The sequence below is a fragment of the Haloarcula japonica DSM 6131 genome (genome assembly GCF_000336635.1).
GTDB classification, from domain to species: Archaea; Halobacteriota; Halobacteria; order Halobacteriales; family Haloarculaceae; genus Haloarcula; species Haloarcula japonica.
Map to the genome: position 1 here is coordinate 205,438 of NZ_AOLY01000039.1, position 20,139 is coordinate 225,576.

The 20,139-nt window shown below is 63.3% G+C and carries 22 protein-coding genes; 14 read left to right on the forward strand and 8 right to left on the reverse strand.

Going from position 1 to position 20,139, the window contains the following annotated elements; genetic code table 11:
• The first annotated feature begins 136 nt into the window (after positions 1–136).
• The 7 genes from C444_RS15410 to C444_RS15440 all read left to right on the forward strand — a co-directional run bounded on the left by C444_RS15410 (position 137) and on the right by C444_RS15440 (position 7,227).
• Entirely contained in the window at positions 137–1,828 is a 1,692-nt protein-coding gene (locus tag C444_RS15410; protein ID WP_004593929.1) for a bacterio-opsin activator domain-containing protein, read from the forward strand.
• 70 nt (positions 1,829–1,898) lie between these two features.
• Positions 1,899–3,893, forward strand: coding sequence for an acetate--CoA ligase (acs, locus tag C444_RS15415; RefSeq protein WP_004593930.1), 1,995 nt, complete (start codon positions 1,899–1,901; stop codon positions 3,891–3,893).
• A gap of 45 nt (positions 3,894–3,938) precedes the next feature.
• Positions 3,939–4,373 carry a DUF4212 domain-containing protein gene (locus tag C444_RS15420; protein WP_004593931.1) on the forward strand — a complete coding sequence of 145 codons (435 nt, stop codon included), beginning with the start codon at positions 3,939–3,941 and terminating at the stop codon, positions 4,371–4,373.
• Positions 4,370–6,040 (forward strand): sodium:solute symporter family transporter, encoded by a 1,671-nt coding sequence (locus C444_RS15425; RefSeq protein ID WP_004593932.1) that lies wholly within the window; start codon positions 4,370–4,372, stop codon positions 6,038–6,040. The genes C444_RS15420 and C444_RS15425 overlap by 4 nt, the downstream gene beginning before the upstream one ends.
• 4 nt (positions 6,041–6,044) lie before the next feature.
• Entirely contained in the window at positions 6,045–6,518 is a 474-nt protein-coding gene (locus C444_RS15430; RefSeq protein WP_004593933.1) for a universal stress protein, read from the forward strand.
• A 52-nt stretch (positions 6,519–6,570) separates the two neighbouring features.
• Positions 6,571–6,786, forward strand: coding sequence for a hypothetical protein (locus C444_RS15435; protein ID WP_004593934.1), 216 nt, complete (start codon positions 6,571–6,573; stop codon positions 6,784–6,786).
• A 216-nt stretch (positions 6,787–7,002) separates the two neighbouring features.
• Positions 7,003–7,227: a hypothetical protein gene (locus C444_RS15440; protein ID WP_004593935.1), complete on the forward strand. Its 225-nt coding sequence runs from the start codon at positions 7,003–7,005 to the stop codon at positions 7,225–7,227.
• 215 nt (positions 7,228–7,442) lie between these two features.
• Here the strand turns inward: C444_RS15440 and C444_RS15445 are convergent, their stop codons facing one another.
• Together C444_RS15445 and C444_RS15450 are read right to left on the reverse strand one after the other, a co-directional pair.
• Positions 7,443–8,309 carry a CheF family chemotaxis protein gene (locus C444_RS15445; RefSeq protein WP_004593936.1) on the reverse strand — a complete coding sequence of 289 codons (867 nt, stop codon included), beginning with the start codon at positions 8,307–8,309 and terminating at the stop codon, positions 7,443–7,445.
• A 55-nt stretch (positions 8,310–8,364) separates the two neighbouring features.
• Positions 8,365–9,177, reverse strand: a complete 813-nt coding sequence (locus C444_RS15450; protein ID WP_004593937.1) for an undecaprenyl-diphosphate phosphatase — start codon at positions 9,175–9,177, stop codon at positions 8,365–8,367.
• Between the two features lie 89 nt (positions 9,178–9,266).
• On the opposite strand from C444_RS15450, the gene C444_RS15455 reads away from it, so the two are divergent.
• The 3 genes from C444_RS15455 (at position 9,267) to rnhB (ending at position 12,432) form a co-directional block, all read left to right on the forward strand.
• Complete coding sequence (locus tag C444_RS15455; RefSeq protein WP_004593938.1) at positions 9,267–10,376, forward strand: mechanosensitive ion channel family protein; 1,110 nt, start codon at positions 9,267–9,269, stop codon at positions 10,374–10,376.
• An 85-nt stretch (positions 10,377–10,461) separates the two neighbouring features.
• Positions 10,462–11,739: a tRNA pseudouridine(54/55) synthase Pus10 gene (locus tag C444_RS15460; RefSeq protein ID WP_004593939.1), complete on the forward strand. Its 1,278-nt coding sequence runs from the start codon at positions 10,462–10,464 to the stop codon at positions 11,737–11,739.
• A 57-nt stretch (positions 11,740–11,796) separates the two neighbouring features.
• On the forward strand, positions 11,797–12,432 hold the full coding sequence (gene rnhB / locus C444_RS15465) for a ribonuclease HII (protein WP_004593940.1): 636 nt from the start codon (positions 11,797–11,799) through the stop codon (positions 12,430–12,432).
• A 150-nt stretch (positions 12,433–12,582) separates the two neighbouring features.
• Here rnhB and C444_RS15470 read toward each other — a convergent pair whose 3' ends face one another.
• Together C444_RS15470 and secF are read right to left on the reverse strand one after the other, a co-directional pair.
• Positions 12,583–14,202, reverse strand: coding sequence for a preprotein translocase subunit SecD family protein (locus tag C444_RS15470; RefSeq protein ID WP_004593941.1), 1,620 nt, complete (start codon positions 14,200–14,202; stop codon positions 12,583–12,585).
• Positions 14,199–15,086 (reverse strand): protein translocase subunit SecF, encoded by an 888-nt coding sequence (secF, locus tag C444_RS15475; RefSeq protein WP_004593942.1) that lies wholly within the window; start codon positions 15,084–15,086, stop codon positions 14,199–14,201. Before secF ends, C444_RS15470 begins: the two co-directional genes overlap by 4 nt.
• Before the next feature lie 100 nt (positions 15,087–15,186).
• Between secF and C444_RS15480 the strand changes: the two genes are divergently transcribed.
• Positions 15,187–15,501, forward strand: a complete 315-nt coding sequence (locus C444_RS15480; protein ID WP_004593943.1) for a hypothetical protein — start codon at positions 15,187–15,189, stop codon at positions 15,499–15,501.
• Positions 15,502–15,526: 25 nt separating this feature from the next.
• Here C444_RS15480 and C444_RS15485 read toward each other — a convergent pair whose 3' ends face one another.
• On the reverse strand, positions 15,527–15,994 hold the full coding sequence (locus tag C444_RS15485) for a DUF5812 family protein (RefSeq protein WP_004593944.1): 468 nt from the start codon (positions 15,992–15,994) through the stop codon (positions 15,527–15,529).
• Positions 15,995–16,088: 94 nt separating this feature from the next.
• Positions 16,089–16,637 (reverse strand): hypothetical protein, encoded by a 549-nt coding sequence (locus C444_RS15490; RefSeq protein ID WP_004593945.1) that lies wholly within the window; start codon positions 16,635–16,637, stop codon positions 16,089–16,091.
• A 126-nt stretch (positions 16,638–16,763) separates the two neighbouring features.
• On the opposite strand from C444_RS15490, the gene C444_RS15495 reads away from it, so the two are divergent.
• Genes C444_RS15495 through C444_RS15505 form a run of 3 tightly spaced genes read left to right on the forward strand, consistent with a single transcriptional unit; the run spans position 16,764 to position 19,443 of the window.
• Positions 16,764–18,074 carry a hypothetical protein gene (locus tag C444_RS15495; RefSeq protein WP_004593946.1) on the forward strand — a complete coding sequence of 437 codons (1,311 nt, stop codon included), beginning with the start codon at positions 16,764–16,766 and terminating at the stop codon, positions 18,072–18,074.
• Between the two features lie 23 nt (positions 18,075–18,097).
• A complete protein-coding gene (locus tag C444_RS15500; protein ID WP_004593947.1) occupies positions 18,098–19,240 on the forward strand; it encodes a CPBP family intramembrane glutamic endopeptidase in 1,143 nt (380 codons plus the stop codon).
• Between the two features lie 56 nt (positions 19,241–19,296).
• On the forward strand, positions 19,297–19,443 hold the full coding sequence (locus tag C444_RS15505; RefSeq protein WP_049909554.1) for a CopG family transcriptional regulator: 147 nt from the start codon (positions 19,297–19,299) through the stop codon (positions 19,441–19,443).
• On the opposite strand, the gene C444_RS15510 is transcribed toward C444_RS15505, so the two are convergent.
• Together C444_RS15510 and C444_RS15515 are read right to left on the reverse strand one after the other, a co-directional pair.
• On the reverse strand, positions 19,440–19,898 hold the full coding sequence (locus C444_RS15510; RefSeq protein ID WP_004518436.1) for an NOB1 family endonuclease: 459 nt from the start codon (positions 19,896–19,898) through the stop codon (positions 19,440–19,442). The genes C444_RS15505 and C444_RS15510 overlap by 4 nt on opposite strands.
• The gene (locus C444_RS15515) at positions 19,899–20,138 is read right to left on the reverse strand and encodes a PRC-barrel domain-containing protein (RefSeq protein WP_004518435.1); all 240 of its coding nucleotides are present in this window, start codon (positions 20,136–20,138) and stop codon (positions 19,899–19,901) included.
• Position 20,139: the final 1 nt, after the last annotated feature.

Below are 20,139 nucleotides of genomic sequence, written 5' to 3' on the forward strand. Positions count from 1 at the left end.
TTTCGTCTTTTTCTATTCCCCCGAAGCGTAATCGCGGCAGTGGTGTCTTTAGTGACCGTGTTACTGTTTGATTTTCGTTGGTATCCGCGCCAGAGGCGCAATACTTATTTCGATATTCTGTGAATTGCCGAAACACATGGACGGCGCAGCGGACCGGATCGGTGAGCGAGGGTACGAACAGCTCCGGCACGCAGCTGAGACACACCGGTCCGATCTCGTGCTCCGGCTCGGCGCGGAGGTCGGACTCCGCCCGGCAGAGATGACGGCCGTGCGGCTGACCGATATCACCGAGTTCGAGGGATATCGCCTGCTGGCTGTTCGGGAGGGCGGCGAAGTAGTCCGCGAGACGTACCTCCCGGATTCGGTCGAACACGACATGCGGAAGTACACGAATTCGGCCGGAATGGACGACGACGAGCCGCTGTTTTCCGTCTCCCCACGTCGGCTCCAGATGCTGGTCAATGAGGTAGCCGACCGAGCCGCTGAGACGACACCACACCTGAAGGAGGTTTCATCACGCGACCTCCGATGGCGGTTCGCAGCAAGCCTGCTGGACGATGGCGTTCCGCCGGACGTCGTCTGTGCACTCGGTGGCTGGGACCGACTCGACCGGCTGGACCCCCTGCTTGACGAGCCAGACCGCGAAACTATCATCGCAGCCGTCGACGGGTCCAGCGGGCAGGCGGCCGCAAGTGAGCCGCAACGAACCATCGACTGGATTACGGCGGTCAGCGAGGCGCTTGCGACCGCCGCGACCAGTGAGGCGATGGCGGCAACGGTCTGTGACCACCTAACAGAGACAGCGGGCTTCGAGTTCGCCTGGCTCGCCGAGCGGACCGGCGACGGACTGACACCGCGCGTGACGGCAGAAATCTCGGAAACGGCTGTCCAGCAGCAGATCGAGGCCCACATCGAGTCAGTTACCGCTTTGCTTGACGTTGGTGAGGTTCGTGTCGTCGACGATGACACTGGACCAGTTGCTCTGGTCCCACTCGTCAGAGAAAACACCGTCTCCGGTGTCGTCGGAATCGCGGCGGGTGAGGGCCTTACTGACACCGAACGTGCCGTACTGTCCGCGCTCGGTGTACAGGTCGGCCACGCACAGGTCGCTGCCGAGCGTAAGCGCCTCCTACTTGCCGACACGGTGACCGAGCTGGAGTTCCACTGTGGGGACGAGCGAGCCTTTACCGCCGGCGTCTCCGAGGCACTACAGTGTACGGTCGAGCTGTCCGGCGTCGTCCCCGTTGCAGGCCAGTCGCTGCTGTACTACCTGATGGTCGAAGGCGCCTCGGCTGACGCGATACTCTCGTATGCGGACGACGACGACGGCGTGGCCGACGCTAGACTCCTCGAAGAGCACAGCGACGGCGTGTTGCTGGAGGTCATCGTCACCGATACGCCTGCGCTCCAGTTGGTCGAGAGTGGCGGGCGAATCCGGTCTGTGACAGCCACTGACGGTGTCGCAACTATCGCAGTCGAGCTCCCCGGAGAGGCCGATATCAGACCAACGGTCAACGCCGTCACTGACGCCTACAGGGAGACATCGTTAGCAGCGAAGCGGGAGACAGAACGGCCGGCTGAGACGGACACTGGATTCCGTGACCGACTAACCGACACTCTCTCAGACCGGCAAGAGACCGTTCTCCAGGCGGCCTACCACAGCGGCTACTTCGAGTGGCCCCGCGGCTCGACCGCCGAGGAGCTGGCAGACTCGCTTGATGTCTCGTCACCGACGTTGCACAACCACCTCCGGAAGGCCCAGCAGAAGGTCCTTACCGCGTTTTTCGACGACCGGCCGACGGAACCGCGGCGGCCGGTCGACAACTGACACCCTGTTTCGTGTTATCGTAGTTAGACCCCCAGTTTATATGGCCGCTGTGAAATATCGATGATAGACCATGTCAGATGAAGATGTCCAGCTAGAAGCGCGGCTTGCGGAGCAGGAGGTTTTCGAGCCCCCGGAGTCGTTCGTCGAGCAGGCGAACGTCACAGACGAGGGTATCTACGACGAGTTTGAAGAGAACTGGCCGGAGTGCTGGGAGGGGGCCGCCGACCTTCTCGACTGGAAGGAAGACTACAACCAAGTACTCGACGACTCGAACCCGCCGTTCTACGAGTGGTTCACGGACGGGACGCTAAACGCCTCGGCGAACTGTCTGGACCGGCACCTCGACGAACGCGGCGACGAGGCCGCTATCGAATGGGTAGGTGAGCCAGTCGAAGAGGACAACATCACCTACACCTACGAGGAACTCCACCGGAAAGTCAACGAGTTCGCGGCCGGCCTGCGGGAGATGGGCGTCGGCGAGGACGATATCGTGACGATGTATATGCCGATGATTCCGCAGCTCCCCATCGCCATGCTGGCCTGTGCCCGCATCGGCGCACCCCACTCCGTCGTGTTCGCCGGCTTCTCCGCGGACGCGCTCGCGACGCGGATGAACGCCGCCGACTCGGAATATCTGGTCACCTGCGACGGTTACTACCGCCGCGGTGACCCGCTCGACCATCTCGACAAAGCCAACGAAGGACTGAGCGGCGTCGACCATGAGGTCGAACGCGCCATCGTCGCCGAGCGCCTGATGGACGGCGACGGCTTCGACCACGACTACGCGGACAACCAGGTCGCCTTCGAGGATGTCATCGCGGACAACGAAGGCGCAACGGTCGATCCGGTCGACCGCGATGCCGAGGACATGTTGTTCCTCATGTACACCTCCGGGACCACCGGGAAACCGAAGGGTGTCAAACACTCTACCGGCGGCTACCTCGCCTGGGCGGCCTGGACCTCCCAGGCAGTGTTGGACATCAAACCCGAGGACACGTACTTCTGTTCGGCCGATATCGGCTGGATTACCGGCCATTCCTACATTGTCTACGGCCCGCTTGCGCTGGGCACCACGACGATGATGTACGAGGGGACGCCGGACTACCCCGACAAGGACCGCCTCTGGGATATCGTCGAGGAGTACGAGGCCGACCAACTGTACACCGCACCGACGGCCATCCGCGCGTTCATGAAATGGGGCAAGCAGTACCCCGAGCAACACGACCTCTCCAGCCTGCGCCTGCTGGGCACTGTCGGCGAGCCCATCAACCCCCGGGCCTGGAAATGGTACTACAAGCACATCGGCAACGAGGAGTGTCCCGTCGTCGACACCTGGTGGCAGACCGAAACCGGCGGCATGATGATAACGACGTTGCCCGGCATCAAGGACATGAAACCGGGGTCGGCCGGGCCGCCGCTGCCAGGTAACGACGTACGTATCGTCGACACCGAAGGTGAGGAAGTCGAACCCGGTCGTGCTGGCTACCTGACCGTCGACAAACCGTGGCCCGGGATGCTCCGGACGCTGTACAAGAACGACGAACGCTTTATCAACGAGTACTGGGCCGAGTACTCAGATACCGACAGTGACGACTCCGACGACTGGGTGTACTTCCCAGAGGACGGCGCGAAAATCGACGATGACGGCTACATCACCGTGCTCGGACGGGTCGACGACGTTATCAACGTCTCCGGCCACCGTCTCGGAACGATGGAGATCGAGAGTGCCATCGTCGGCGTAGAAGGTGTCGCTGAAGCCGCCGTCGTCGGTGGCGACCACGATATCAAGGGCGAGGCGGTGTACGCCTACGTCATCACCGAGGACGGCTACGAGGAAGACGAGGAACTTCGAAGCGCGATCATCGACGGTGTTGAGGACGCTATCGGACCGATTGCCCGACCGGAAGCGGTCATCTTCACGCCCGAGCTTCCGAAGACCCGCTCCGGAAAGATCATGCGCCGCCTGCTAGAAGACATCGCGAACGGCGAAGAACTGGGCGATACGAGTACGCTGCGAAACCCTGACGTCGTCAGTGATATCGAGACCAAAGTCCAGGGTGACTGAGCCGTAGCAGCGAACAGCACCACGAATTTTCAAGCTTCCAAACTCATGTCAAGAGACACGCCTGCAGACCGAGAAGAGTCAACTATCCAATCAGATGGCGGTACGGCGGCCGCCCACGATGACATCGATTACCTCGACAGGGAGGTGAACCTGTTACGACCGAGCACGCCGTTCATGCGCGACCATCTGAAGATCATCTGGAGCAGTTTCGTGCTCTGGGCACTGGTCGTGTTCGGCCCGGTGACGCTGACCGCACTTGCCCCGGAGATGATGACCGTGCAGACGCCCCTGTTCGGCTTCCCGCTGCACTACTTCCTCGTCTCGTTCGGTGCGCCGACGGGCGCGCTCATACTGGCGGTCGTCTACACGCGCTACCGGGACCGTCTCGACCAGAAGTATGGGATCGATTCCGATTCCGTCGATAACACGGCTCCCGAGGCGGGCGAGACAGCGGCCACTGACGGGGGTGTCGAGCAGTGACGGTCCCACTACAGGCAGAGGCGCTCGACATCTCGTTCAAGCTCGTCCCGGCGATTATCGTCTTTCTGATGATGGCGTCGTTCCTCGTCATCGGCTACGTGTTCAAGGTGGCCGACACCGAGGGGATGTGGGTCGCGGGCCGCGGCATCGGCAACATCGAGAACGGAATGGCCATCGGCGCGAACTGGATGTCCGCCGCCTCGTATCTGGGGCTCGCAGGACTGGTGGCGCTGTCGGGCTTCTACGGCCTGGCGTTCATCGTCGGCTGGACGACCGGCTACTTCGTCCTGCTCATCTTCCTTGCGGCACAGATGCGCCGGTTCGGAAAGTACACCGCACCGGACTTCGTCGGCGACCGGTTCAACTCACCGACCGCCCGCGCGCTGGCGGCGTTCACCACGCTGCTCATCGCGTACGTCTACTCCGTCGGCCAGGCCCGCGGCATGGGGCTGGTCGGGCAGTACGTCTTCGGGCTCGATATCATCCCGATGATCGTCGTGATGATGACCATCACCGTCGGCTACCTCGCGCTTTCGGGGATGCTGGGTGCGACCAAGAACATGGCCGTCCAGTACACGATCCTCATCGTCGCGTTCCTCGCAGGCGTGTACGTCGTCGGCTTCTCACAGGGGTACTCGACGGTGCTCCCACAGATCGAGTACGGCGCGCTGATCGCCGACCTCGGACGCGAGTTCTCCGCGCCGTTCGTGAACCAGCCGTTCTACCTCTGGATCGCGACAGCGTTCTCGCTCATCGTCGGGACCTGTGGCCTCCCGCACGTTCTCGTCCGATTCTACACGGTCCGGAGCGAGCGCGTCGCTCGCTGGTCCTGCGTGTGGGGGCTGTTCTTCATCCTCCTGCTCTACTGGGCCTCGCCAGCGATGGCGGCCTTCGGCGTCGACCTCTTTCAGGCGACGACCGGTGCGAGCGCCTATGCCGCGGAAGGCGGCATGTCCGGCGCTGAAGGCGACGTGATCGTCGTGCTCGCCGCGCAGTTCGCGAACCTCCCGACGTGGTTCGTCGGCCTCGTCGCGGCCGGCGCGATGGCGGCCGCCATCGCGACGACCGCCGGGCTGTTCATCACGGCCTCCTCCGCGGTCGCACACGACATCTACACAGAACTGATCAACCCCGACGCGACCCAGCGCCAGCAGGTGCTCATCGGTCGCGGAACGATCATCGGCATGGGCGCGCTGGTGACGGTGACCGCATTCAACCCACCGGCGCTCATCGGCGAACTGGTCGCCTACGCGTTCTCGCTGGCCGGCGTCGTCCTGTTCCCGATGTTCTTCCTCGGTCTTTGGTGGGAGAACACGAACCGTCAGGGCGCACTGGCTGGGATGGTGCTCGGTCTGCTCATCTGGATTACCTCGATTATCAACAGCGTCCTGCCGAACTACATCGGCGCGCTCGGAGCGGCCGCTGGTGAAGGCGGCGCACTCGTTCCGATATACGCCCAGTACGTCCCGCCCATCGGCGCTGCGCTGATCGGGACGCCGGTCGTGTTCATCGTCACCATCGCCGTCTCGCTGGTGACGCCCGAGCCGCCGCTGGAGACGAAGAAGATGGTTCGACAGTGTCACAGCCCCGAGCCGATGGGGCAACAGGAGACCGCCGCAGACGTCGTCGGCGACAACACTGGCGGCGGTACCCCCGCGGACGACTAAACCAATGTACGACAACATCCTCGTTCCGACCGACGGCAGCGAAACCGCAGAAAACGCGGTCGATCAGGCGGTCGACATCGCCGCGAAGTACGGCGCGACGGTCCACGCGCTGTACGTCGTCGACGTCGACGCCACCAGCTACTCGCTGGGGACAGAGCAGGTCGACCGCATCCGACAGGGGAACCTCGACGAGATGACCGAGGTGAAAGAGGCGGCTGACAAGGCCACCGGCTACGTCCGCGACCGCGCCGCCGATCACGGCGTCGATGTTAAAGAGCACGTCACCGCCGGCGAGCCGGCCCGCGCCATCCGAAAGTTCGTCGAGGACAACGACATCGACCTCGTCGTGATGGGCTCTCACGGCCGCTCGGGCCTCAAACGTGTCATCCTCGGTAGCGTCACAGAGAAAGTGCTGCGCCGGACGCGGCTGCCGGTGCTGGTCGTCGACGTCCACGGTGATACGGATATCGAGGCGTGACTAGCATGGGACTGAGCCGACCACGACCGCTACGGACGACGCGAGGTCGACGATGAGCGTCGTTGACACCCTCCGCAACCATGTGCGCGACCACAAACGAGGGATGTTCGTCGACCTCGTGTTCGCCATCGCCTGGGTGACCGCCGTGAGCGTCATCTTCGACCTGCTGTCGGGCCCCCAGTGGGCCTACTACCTGACGCTCGCCGGTGGCGTCGTCGCGTACTACGGTTTCTTCTGGTCGCTCGATATGGCGATGGAACAGCAGTAGATCGCCCTCCGCTTGAGTCACGATTGTGACGGATCCACAGCCAGTTCGCGGAACCCCTGTGAAATATACGCATACAGTGGCCGAATCACCGTCGCACCCGTGCTATCCAAGCATCCTTCCATTCTCAAGCCCGGCGAATTTCCGCCCTGCCGGTAGTAATAATACCATGTAGATGCATTGACCTGTTCGACAGCAGCAGTTGCTGTGGAGTCAGCAATGATATACGAAAGTTCGACGGGAGAGTACTACAGTGGTCTCGACATCTGGATGCGCTTTGAGTCGGGGTTCTGGGAACCACACGATTGGAGTCAAGCGACAGGACAGGAATGGGTACAGACCGAGGCGGGCGAAGTCCTCACCCTGACGCCGGTCCCGGAGTCAGAACTCCCAGACGGAGTGTCAGTGACGGAGGCCGAAGACGTCGACTACCTGCCCGAGTAAAACAGCGGAGCCCGCGAGTTCGCCGGGCCACGGGACGCAGCAGACGAATCGCCATTGTGGGTCACACTGGCGCACCGTTCGTTCAGAGGCGCGTCGCGTCTCTCTACTGCTCACGGGTCACTATCGTTCCCCGTTCGTGTTTCGAGACCCCTCGCTTCGCTCGGGCTCTCGCTACTCACGGCTTCGCCGTTCGTTCTGTGGCGCGTAGCGCCGCACTACTTCTCACTCATTGCTTCACTCGCCATATTTCGCCCCTGTGCGTTCAACGCGACCTCGGTCCGAACCCGGACCTCGTCAACCGCCCCGATATCGAGCAGTTTCTGGTATATCTCCTCGACCTCGTCGGGCGTCGTTCCGACGAAATCAGACATTTCAAACGGTGAAACACCGGAGTACAGCGCCATCAACACCTGACTCTCCATCTCCGAAAGTTCGTAATCGTCCTCTCGGTCCTCGATAACGCGGGTAAACAGCGTCTTCAGCGCCCGCGTATGATGATCCATCCCCGAAATGTGGGTTTCGACGCTGCGGCCCTGGTCGTCAGTGTGTTCGACTTCGATGACCTCCCGCTCCTGGCCCATCACCGTACTGGTCCCGGTTTCGATAGTGCCGACGTCCTCGATTTCGAAGGACATGCTCTTGCCGCCGGGGAACTGGAGGCGAATGACGTCGTCGTCCAGTTGAAACCGCGCTTTGCTCCACTCGGCGTCCTCCTGAACGACGCCGCCGACGACCGCTTGCTGTCGCGCGAGGATGACCTCTCCCTGCAGCGTCGCGCGGACGTACTCCGTCTCGAAGTCGTCCAGATTCGGCGTATCAACGAGGAGGACGTTGTTACCCACCTCCAGCGCGGTTGCGCCGCCAGTCCCACCATCGGGAACCAGATCGTCGGGGTTCGACGGAAGGGTGATGTTGGAGTGTGGAATGGGCTGTTTCGAGCCGTTCGTCGCCAGAACGAGTCGCTTGTTGGTGACGATGAGTCGACAGGAGCGCCACTTCGGATCGGCCACGGGGTCGCCGTCGCGGACGACGTACTGGAAGTCCCCCGACGTGTCGACTAGCTTGCGTTCGTCACCACTCATGGCCGCTGATATTAGAGATTTGACGCCGAAGGGTAAATAAGTTCCAGCACCGCTCTCACAGCGCGACGAGCAACCCACCGACGACGCCGAGTCCGCCAAACACGGTACAGACAGCCCAGAACGGGACTTTTCGGACTAGTCGGACCAGCGCGTCAACCGTGAGATAGCCGACGATAGCGCTCATGACAAGGGCGACGACAGCCGGTAGCGGGTCGATTGCGGGGATGCCGTCGTCGACGAGGACCAGTGCGTTCGCGGCGAGCGCGGCTGGAATCGAGAGGAGAAACGAGAGTCGAAGCGACGACTCGCCCTCGTGGCCCCGGAGCAACAGCGCACTCACGGTCGTCCCGGACCGGGAGACGCCGGGAAGGATGGCCAGTCCCTGCAACACACCGACGAGGACGGCGTCGATCCCGTCCGGAATCTCGCGCTCACCCAGCGACAGCGCCGCGGCGAAGCGCTGGAGCAGGCCGGTGATGACGAGCAGGCCGCCAACCAGTGCTAGGAAAAGCCCGCCTTCTAACTCCGAAACAGCGGCGTCGAGGGCCATGTACGCGGGGAGGCCGGTGACGGCGGTCGCCGCCGTCGCGATGACGATAAACGAGAGATCCGCTGTCTCGTCGGCGAACGGGCGGCGGGAGAGTTGCCGGATGGAGTGCAGGATAGTTCGGACCTCGGTGCGGTAGTAGGCCGTGGCCGCAACTGCCGTCCCGGCATGGAGAAAGAGTGCGAGGCGGGTCGCAGCGGCGGGTGAGACGCCTGTGACCACCGTCGACGCGAGGGCGACGCCGCCCTCGCTGGAGACCGGAATCCACTCCAACACCCCTTGCAGCAGGCCCAGCAGAATAGCGACGAGAATCGGGTTCATACCCACGGAGCGGACGCCGCGGGACAAAGGCCGTTCGGTTCGGCCCGCCGACGTGACAGTATATATAGCGCTGGTGTCCAAACGGAGGTATGCAACTGGGAAGCGGGGTGGTAGACCTGCTGTCGGGGCTGCCGGCCTGGCAGGGGTTTCTGGTGCTCGTCGGTAGCGGCGTCGCGTTCGCACTGGTCATCCGCGTCCTCGGCGACCGACTGCTCAAGCGGGTCACGCCCCACATTGAGGGCGACGTCGACGACATCGTCTTCCGGGGTATTCACACTGCCGTGTACGTCACTGTCGGCCTCGGCGGTGCATACGCCGGGGCACAGATTTACGACGTTCGACCGGCCGTCGCCGTCTCGCTTGAGGCCGGGACGCTCTCGCTGGTCGTCATCGTCTGGATGGTGACGTTGCTACGCATCGGCCGTCGGGCGTCCGCTCTCGCGACGGATTCAGCGTACATCGACCGCCAGATGGTTCCCATCCTCCAGAACGTCTGGAGCGCGCTCATCTCCGGCGGTGGCATCCTGCTCCTGCTGATTCTGTGGGACATCGACGTGACGCCGCTGCTGGCCTCAGCAGGGATTATGGGTATCATCGTCGGCCTAGCGGCCCGAGACACGCTGGCGAACTTCTTCGGCTCGCTGTCGCTGTATCTCGACGGAACGTACGCAGTCGGTGACTTCGTCGTCCTGGAGACCGGCGAACGCGGGCGCGTCGAGGACATCTCCGTGCGCTCGACGGTCATCCGCACCCGCGACGACATCCTCGTCACCGTCCCGAACTCGAAGCTCAACAACGCCGCCATCGTCAACGAGTCGACGCCGCGGCGCAAGCGCCGGATTCGCGTCCCCGTCGGCGTCGCCTACGGGACGGATATCGACCGGGTCGAGGAGATCCTCCTCGAACTGGCCGCGGCCGAGGACCTCGTCCAGGACCGGCCGAACCCGCGGGTCCGGTTCCGGGAGTTCGGCGACTCAGCGCTGAACTTCGAACTGCTGTGCTGGGTCGGGAACCCGGCCCTGACGGCCCGCGCGACACACGAACTCAACAGCGCGATCTACAAGCGGTTCCAGGCCGAGGGCGTCGAAATCCCGTTCCCCCAGCGGTCCGTCTCAATCTCCGCCGAGGAGATTCCGGGCGAACTGTTCGACCAAGCGCAGTCGAGCGGCGCGGCCGACGGCGGCGTGACCGGCGAGTGATGGCGGGCGGGGTCGCAGATTCCGCCTGGCCCACGCGACCGAGAGGTCGAAACGCAGTTACGGTGGCGACGCGTCGGCTCAGGCAATGAGCATACTTGAGGACGCCCGTGCGGCGCTTGCGACCGGGCCGCTGTGTAATTCCTGTCTCGGCCGGCTCTTCGCCGACCGGAGTTTCGGGCTGGCCAACGCCGAACGGGGCCACGCCCTGCGGGTGACGCTCGCGCTTGCGGACGACGACCCCTTCGAGGACAGCGAGGACTGCTGGGTGTGTGAAGGTGAGTGCGACCGCTTCGACTGGTGGGCCGAGCAGGCCGCCAGCGCGGTCCGGGGCTACGACTTTGACACCTACCAGGTCGGGACGAAAGTGCCGCCGTTGCTCGAAGAGAACGACGAACTGCTCCGGGAGGACGTGGGCCTCGAACCCGACGCCGGCGAGGCGCTCAAGACCGAACTGAACCGCGAAGTGGGCAAACGAATCGGGGACCTGACCGGCGCGGAGGTGGAGTTCGGCCGTCCAGCAGTCCAGCTCACGCTCGACCTCGCAACGGACGAGGTGGAGACCCACGTCAATTCAGCGTTCGTCTACGGCCGCTACCGAAAGCTCGAACGCGACATCCCCCAGACGAAGTGGCCCTGCAACGACTGCAACGGCACGGGGCTGTGGCAGGGCGAGCCCTGCGACGGCTGTGGCGGCAGCGGCTACCGCTACGACGAGAGCGTCGAGCAGCTGTCCGCGCCCGTTGTCCGTGAGGCGATGGACGGCGAAGAAGCGGTGTTCCACGGTGCCGGCCGCGAGGACGTCGACGCCCGAATGCTCGATTCGGGCCGCCCGTTCGTCATCGAGGTGATGGAACCGCGAAAGCGCGACGTGGACGCCGACGCGCTCGAAGCAGATATCAACGACTTCGCCGACGGCAAAGTCGAAGTGACGGACCTCCACCTGGCGACCCACGAGATGGTCGAGCGCGTCAAGGAACTGGACGCCTCCAAGACCTACCGGATGGACGTGGAGTTCGGGGCACCGGTCGACGCCGACGCACTGCAAGACGCGCTGGCGGAACTGGACGGGGCGACCATCGAGCAGGAAACCCCCCAGCGGGTCACCCACCGACGGGCCGACATCACCCGGACGCGGACGGTGTACGACGCCGCGGGCGAACTGACCGACGACAGCCACGCCGAACTCCGCATCCACGGCGAGGGCGGCCTGTACGTGAAGGAGCTCGTCTCCAGCGACGAAGGACGCACGGAGCCGAGCCTGGCCGGCCTGCTCGGCACTGACGCTGTGGTGACCGCACTCGACGTAATCGACGTGCAGGGCGAGGACGAACCGTTCGCGAAAGACGAGTTCCTCAAAGAGTAGCGCGCCTGGAGTCGTTCGACCGGAAGCCGTTTTTACACCGACATCCAGATGATAGCCATGCGATTCGGCGTCGACGAGGCCGGGAAAGGACCGGTGCTGGGATCGATGTTCGCCGCCGCCGTCAGGGCCGACCCCGCGGCCCTGCCCAATGGGGTTGGCGACTCGAAGGACATCAAGCCGGAGCGACGCGAGCGACTGGCGGAGGAAATCCGCAAATCGGCGGACGCCGTTGGCGTCGCCGAGATCCCGGTCGAACGCATCGACGCCGACGGGACGGACATGAACACGCTGACTGTCGACGGGCAGGCCGAGGCGCTGTCGGCGGTGGCCCGAGACGGACTGTCGGGGACGGTCGACGCCGGCGACACAGACGCGGCGCGGTTCGGTCGCCGGGTTGCGGACGCGGTCGACGCCGACGTGACCGTGACTGCGGAACACGGGGCCGACGAGACGGACCCGCTGGTCGGTGCGGCCTCGATTATTGCGAAGGTGGCCCGCGACGTACACGTCACGGAACTGGCCGAGGAGTACGGTGACGTGGGGTCGGGCTATCCCAGCGACCCGACGACGCGGACCTTCTTGGCGGACTACGTCGACAGCCACGGCGAATTGCCGGCGTGTGCTCGCCGGTCGTGGTCGACGTGTGATGACGTGCTGGCGGCGGCGTCACAGGCGACGCTGGGCGACTTTTGAACGAGGACAGGCCGACAGTGAGCGTGGTGTTCTCGAAACGAACTAGTCCTGCACAACAGGCAGAAAGCGGGAACCGGTCACACTGTTGGGTGTAATTGAGAGAAAGTACTCGCGGTGGCGGAATTCTTGAAAGACGTACAGCCGACGGTCTCAGTCCTCGTCCAGTACGAGGTTTCGCAGGATGTCACCGTAGGCCGGGCGCGTCACAAGCACGCCAATGAGGACGCCTACGATGGTGATGATAGCGAACCCGGAGAGATCGCCGAGTGGCAGGACCATTAGCGGACTCATCGCCATGATCGTCGTGGCCGCCGCCGCGCCGATGACCCAGAACGCCTTGCGGAACCGGCTCTGGAACACGCGTCCTGTCTCGACTTCCCCTTGCTGCAGGATTTCATCAGCGATGATAATGAGGTCGTCCACCCCCGTTCCGATGACCGCGATGAACCCGGCCAGATGGGAGAGGTTCAGCGGGTACTGGACGAAGGCGACGAACCCGAGGAGGATGAACACCTCGGACAGCGCCGTGACTACCATCGGGACGACAACCTCAACCCGTTTGTACCGCATGTAGACCACGAGACTGACCGCAAGGACTGCCAGCAGTCCGGTCAACAGCGAATTCTGCTTGAACTGCTCGGCAAGTGCCGGGTCGAGCGACGAGCCGGAGTCTTCTGAGAGGTCGAGAGGTGCCGGAAGCTGCCCGGCCCGGAGGTTCAGTTCAATTTCGTTGGCCGTTTCAGCGGGATTTTCCGAACTCCCGGTTTGCATCACGTACACAGGGTCGTTTACGAAGTCGCCATCGGCGAAACTCTTGCCAAGGCCCGGCGTTACGCCCCGGGCTGTGACAACCTCACCGTTTAACGTATGGACCAGACAGCCGGGTTCGTCGTTGGAAAGTGCAGGGTCAGCCGACTCACCGGCGGTTGTTTGCTGAATATCCGAGTGGTTGTAGTTTCCACAGGGAGCCCCGTCACCGAATCCGGCATCAACCATTCGCTGTGCGAACCCATCGGCAGCATCCGGGCTGACTGTGATGTACACTGCCCAACCAACGCCTTCCCTGTTTGCGGCTGAGATATCACTCATCTGAGAACGCTTGAGCACCTCCTCGCGGACGAAAGAGCCGTTTTCACCGCCGGGATACACAGCGTATATTTTGACCGTCCCCCGCTCGTTCAGCAGGTCGACGAGTTCTTCTCGATCCCGGTCTGGGGCAGTAATGCTGAGGAAGTGTTGTCCACCGGGAACGTTGACTATCTGGACTGACGCACCGCTGAGCGCTGAGGTCCGGAGTTTCTCATCAACGGCTTCGACCATTTGCCGACGCGTCTCCGGAGTTACGCCGTCACGTACGTTGGTCGGCTGGTACCCGCTGTTCTCAAGTGCCGTTCGGAGCTCCTGGTGGGTGACGTTCTTTGTAACGACCTCGACAGCCCCCGTGCTTCGCTCAGAGGAGATCGGTCGGACCCGGACGTCTACTGTGTCAAGGTCAAGTTCGTCGGCCACTGTTTGCTCAAGCTGGGTCGAATCCGCCTGCGTGACGTTGACGTTCTCAGCGGTGATGCCGACGATGGGGGCACGAAGACGGGTTCCACCGCTGAGCTGAATACCGTAGTTGAGGTTCGTTAGCTGCTCGGATGTGCTCCCCTGATTAGTTGCGTCGGCACTCGTCCCCGGGGGGACCCCTGGAACAAACAGTGCGATAGCACTGGTTAAGAGAAGCACGACCAGTACAGCGACTCGCCAGTTTTCGCGAAGGGTACTCATCGGTTCACCCCCTCATACTTGTACCAGCGAAGCAACGTAACGTTGAGTAAGTACGTATTCATTAGGTCTGCCGTCAGTCCGAGGACCAGTATCAGGCCGATGTCGGCCATCAGGCCAATCCCAAAGATTGTGGCTGCGACCGCCATCACAGTCATCGCTGCAATCGAGGTTAACGTCATCGTCACACCGGTTCGCATCGCACGGTAGGTCGATTCGTAGAACCCACCTGAACGTCTGAGGACATGGTTGTTCAACAGAATATCCGAGTCAACAGAGTATCCGATCAGCATGAGAAACGCTGCGACGATCCCCAGTGAAAGCTTGATTCCCAGGAGATTCATTATCGCGAGCGGAATCATGATATCCGAAAACGCCGAAATAACAATGGCGATACTCGGGACAAATGTGCGGAAGAAGGCGAAGGCGAGTAGGCTCATCCCGAGGAACGCGACCCCGACACCGATGACTGCGAGACGCTGGTTTTGACCGCCAAACAGCGGCGATGTCGTTCCGCTCCCCAGCAGCGACAGTTCTGCTGATGATTGGGCAGCGGACCGAACCGAAGACACGCTGGTTGAGTTGTCGAACGTGACGACGTATTGGCTCTCGTACGTGGAATCCGAAGTCGTCGTGATACCCTGTACTGAAACAACCGGCTCGTCAAATGTGGCTTCGATTTCCTCGTTTGTGAGCGTCGCGTTTGTCCCTACCGTTAATTCCGTCCCGCCAGTAAAGTCGATGCCCCGGTCGACTGGTGCCCCGGTGACCGCCCACCAGCCGCCGATGACGGCGAGCGAGAGGACGAGCACCGCCAGGGGAACCGCCACCAGTTGGCGGTTCGAATACCGGGTGTAATCGACTTCCGGGACCTCGAACTCGAACATGACCGAACGATGTGAGACGGGCCCGAATAAGCCTTCTCAATCACTGCCGCTGACATCCGCTGTGCCGTACATCTATGATACTCTATCACGTATATCTGGTATGTCCGAGCGCGCAATCAGGGTCGAACTCTCGTATCCGGCAGACCTCAGCGGATGGGGCCGCGACAAAATCGACGGCTCGCCGTTCCGTGCGTACCTCAGGAAAACACACGACACCGCCGCGTCGGGTGATGTGTGGACGGAGTTTGTCGGCGTCGGCTGCTGTGGCGACACGCTAGATTTCCCGCTTCGAGTCGAGTCCGTCGAGGGCGGCCCAGCGGTGACCGAAGACACCGAGTTCGCGTACACCGAGCGCGAGGCCTGCGGGGTCGCCGGCGGCTGGCAGGTCCAGAGCGCCGCTGGGCCGACCGAATAGGAAGAGAGGGCGGATGGAGAGCGCGTCAGTCCGGCAGGTAGCGCACGCTGACGACGCCTTCTGCGGTCCGGACCTCGACGCGGTCGACGCCGAGCCTGGCCGCCCGCGAGACGGTGGCCTCGTCCTTGACTACATCCGCCGCGGCCTCGGCCGTCTCATCTTCCGGAACAGTCAGGACGTGTATCTCGCCCTCGCCGGCCCGTTCGACGGTCGTTAGCTCACCGGGAGCCTGTTCGGCCGCGATTTCGGTCGTCTGTGTCGTGGGTGCGAGATCGACCGTCTCAACGGGGATGCGTCGCCGCTCGGCGACTTCGGTGACGGTGTACGTGACCTCCATCGGCGGCACCGGCTCGACTGTCCCCTCTACTACCTCGCCGGCCTCAACGCCGGGATTGTCCGACAGTGTCAACACTTGTGAGTCCGCGACGTTCCGAAGCGTCGCCGACGCGTCGTCGGCGTTCGTGACCAAAAATGTCCCTTCGATAGCTGTCATAGGCACAGATTCGTGGCGGGCGTTCTTGCCCGTTTCGACCCGAGACCGGACTGTGTCGCATCCCGTGGGAGTTGCAAGTCGTGGGCCGGCGGCGCTACCTCAGCAGCCGGTGGGTCAGATATATGCCGAGTGTCGCGAGCAGCGGCGGTGCCAGGCCCGCAAGCGGGGGCAGCGAGTAGAAGAAGCCGACGACAACGCTCTGTGTCGGCTCACGAAGCTCCGCCGGGGCTGAAGTCAACAGCGCGAGGTATATCGACCCGATGAACAGGAACGCCGAAACGGCCAGGGCGCGGTCGTAGGCGACTGAGGACCCGGTTCGTCGGTGGCGGCGGGCGACAGAAAGGACTGGGGCCAGCAGCGGCGCGACCAGTAACAGTCCAATGAACAGGAAGAAGCTCCGCGAGAAAGTGAACGTCCCGCCGCGGACACTCCCGGTTTCGGCGAGTTGCGTAATCAGGCCCAACGAGAACACGAGCGTAATCGCCACGGACAGCAACAGTGCAACCGGGACGTAGGCTTTGAACAACAGCGAGTCGCTAGCCCGGAAGGCGTACGGGAACGCACCGGGGAGCCCGTTGTACGGTTCGGGCCGGTCGTTGTCAGCGTCGGCTGTGACGGACTGCTCTGCCGTCGCGTCTGTCATACCTGTGGGTTAGGCGAGCGCGAGGTTAAGCGCGGTGTTGTCCGACCAGCGGTGAGAGCGGAGCCACGCCTGCTGCCAACCATGCTCTCCGGGAGTTGTTTGTACCCGCCCGTCGACACCCCCAGTATGCACGTCGATATCGGAGCCGCGCTCGCCAGTGTCGCCGACCCGGGCGTCGAGCAAGCGACGCTTGACGAGCTGGACGAGCGGGTGGCTGCGGCCCACGAGCGAATCGAGCAGGGGCGGGATGACGACGAGTTCGGCTACGCGTCGCTGAACCTCCCCGAAGCAACCGATGCCGAGACCATCCGTGACGCTGTCGCGCCCGTCGCCGACGCCGAGTCGGTCATCACCGTCGGCATCGGTGGGTCCGCACTGGGAGCGAAAACCATCACCGAGGCGCTGGCTGAGGACCCTGACAGTCACGTCGTCCTTGACAACGTCGACCCCGAGCACGTCCGGCGGACGCTCGGCGGCCTCTCGCTTGCTGACACTGCTATCAACGTCGTCTCCCGGTCGGGGACGACGGCGGAGACGCTGGCGAACTTCCTCGTCGTCCGCGAGGCCTACGAGGACCGCGGCGTCGACTGGACCGAGCGCATCGTCGTGACCACCGGCGATTCCGGGCCGCTCCGGGCGCTGGCCGACCAGCACGACCTGCCGACGCTACCGGTGCCCGAGGGTGTCCCTGGCCGTTTCAGCGCGCTGTCGGCGGTCGGGCTCGTCCCGCCAGCTATCCTCGGCATCGACATCGAGGGGCTGCTCGCCGGCGGTCGGAAGGCGGCCGACGACCTCGCGCCGTCGCTGTACGACTCGCCGGCCTATGCCTACGGCGCAATGGCCTACACACTCGAAGAGGCGGGCGCGAAAGTCAATGCCGTCATGCCCTACGCCGAGCGCCTAGAGTCCTTCGGCGAGTGGTTCGCACAGCTCTGGGCCGAGAGTCTGGGTAAGGACGGGCGGGGTCAGACCCCGGCGCGGGCGCTGGGCGCGACCGACCAGCACTCCCAGCTCCAGCTGTACCGCGCCGGCTACCGCGACAAGGTCGTCACCTTCGTCCGACCGCGCGAGCGGGCCGACGTGGCGATTCCCGACCCGGACCACGAGGACCTGTCGTACCTCGCCGGGACCGACCTCGGCGGCCTCATCGACGCCGAGTACGAGGCGACGGTGGCGAGCCTGCCGGCGGCTGACCGGCCGGCGCTCGAAATAGAAATCGACCGCCTCGACGCCGAAAGCGTCGGCGAACTCCTGTACGCGATGGAAGCTGCCTGCGTCCTCGTCGGCGAACTCGCGGACGTAGAGACGTTCACCCAGCCGGCTGTCGAGTGGGGCAAAAACGCCACGCGGGCGCTCATCCGTGGCGAGGCGACAGAGGAGACGGCAGCAATCGACGACCGCGAGCGGCTGCGGATCGGCGAAACGGAGTCCCTTTAGGCCGGCGCAACGGACTGCCGATAATGGACGACACTGCCGCGAACTGGGGTGTCCTCGCCGCTGGCCTCGGTCTCGTCGTACTCGTTGCCACGGAAACCGGCGTCGCCGGCTGGATGACACCGGGAACGACGGTCGGCCCGGTCACCACCCGTCAGGTCGCCGCCGCTGGCTTCGTCGTCGCCGCCCTTATCTTCTCACTTGTCCGTCACGGTGTACTCGACCGCAGACAGGCGGGCCTAGGCGCGACAGGCGCGGCCGGCATCGCAACGCTTGCGACGCTCGTCGCCTTCTTCGGGCCGGAGTTCCGTACTGGGGTCGAGGCGACCGTCGGAATCGCGGTCTATCTCACAGTGCTGGCCGGCGGCGTGACGGTTGCGCTGGGCTGGGCGCTGTCGACCGGCGTACCGAACGACCGGCTGTACACGGTTGCCAGAGCGCTCTCGGTCGCAACAGGAATCGGGCTGGCCGGCTTCCTCGTGGGCACAGTGTTCGCCCAGTTCGTCGTTCTCGGGGCCGCGGCGGGAGGGCTGGTCAGCGCCGCGGCGCTGGAAGGTGGGACTGTCACCGGTCCCGCGTACGTTACGCTCACTATCGGCATCGGCATCGGCTTCGTCGGTTTCGGGGCGGCCGTCGCCAGCCGGCTGGACCGGACCTGGGCCGATCTGGATCTAGAACTACCCGGTCTCCGTGACATCGGCTACAGCGTCGGCGGCGTCGTCGTCCTCATGGTCGCGCTGTTTGGCTTCAGTTACCTCATTCAGTCGCTCGGCCTGGAAGCCGCTCGGAGCAGCGTCGAGGAACTCGCCCGCGAAGACCCGTCGTTCCTGCTCGTGATGGTACCACTGGCGTTTCTGACTATCGCGCCGAGCGAGGAGTTCATCTACCGGAACCTCATCCAGAAGTACCTCTACGACGATTTCGGTGACCTCCAGGCGATTATACTCACCAGCGCCGTCTTCGGCGTCGTCCACTTCGGACAGTACGCCGCCGGTACGCCGACACAGACAGTCCTCTCGCTGCTGTTAGTGTTCGTCCTGTCGACGCTGCTCGGCCTGAGCTATCTCAAGACCGAGAACCTGCTCGTGCCCATCATTATTCACGGGGCGTTCAACGCAATTCAGTTCCTCACATTGTACATCGAGATTACAGGAAATCCGGCAATCTGAGCCGTCTGACTGCTGTCTGACGGGTGTTTATGCAAACGACCGTTGTAGGCGATGACATGGCTCGGCGGTTCACCATCGTCTGTGATGACGACCAAGCGCGGATTATCGAAACGCTTTCGCGGCGCTACGGCATCACAGAGGAGGAAGTGCTGTCGCAGTTGGTCGAACTCGGACTCGAAGCCCGGGACGAACAGACCGTCTAAGCCGGATTCTTCCGCGAGAGCGAGCTACCACAGATGGGACAGCGGTCGCGGTTCTCGTCGAACTCGCGGCCACAGCCGGCACACTGGAACAGCCACTCGCGCTGTTCGGAGATTCCCTCGCGGGCGATGACTTCGACCGCCACGTCGAGTTTCTCCGCGACGTTTTGCATCGCGTAGTCGTCGGTGACGAGTCGACTGTCGAGTTCGAACGCGGCCGCGATCAGCCGGATGTCAGTTTCCGAGAGTTCGGCGAGGTCACCAGTTTCGCTGGCGGCGCGCTCGATGCGCTCGACGGTGTTGTCCTCGGGAATATGAAGGTGCATCCCCGAACCTTCGAGGGCGTCGAAGCGATAGGCGGCCTCGTCCTCCAGTTCCTCTCTGACGAGCGGAATCGTCGCTATCTGCTCGTCGGTGTGATACTCGTTGATAAATGCCGAGGAATCAAGAACGTACATCTAGCGTTTGACGATCATGTGGTCTTTCACCGCCTTGACCCGCTCAACCGGGACAAGCAGGCGGCCCTGGTCGCTATACTCGAAGTTCGTGTTGCGGAGCGACTCCGCGGGGTCGATGACGAGGTTGTGCAACGCGCCCGAAGAGAAGTCCATCGTGATGTTGTAGAGACTGCCGATCTCCGCTCCATCAGTCCCCATCACGTCCTTCCCCGACAGGTTTTCTGCGAGTATTGCAGCCATA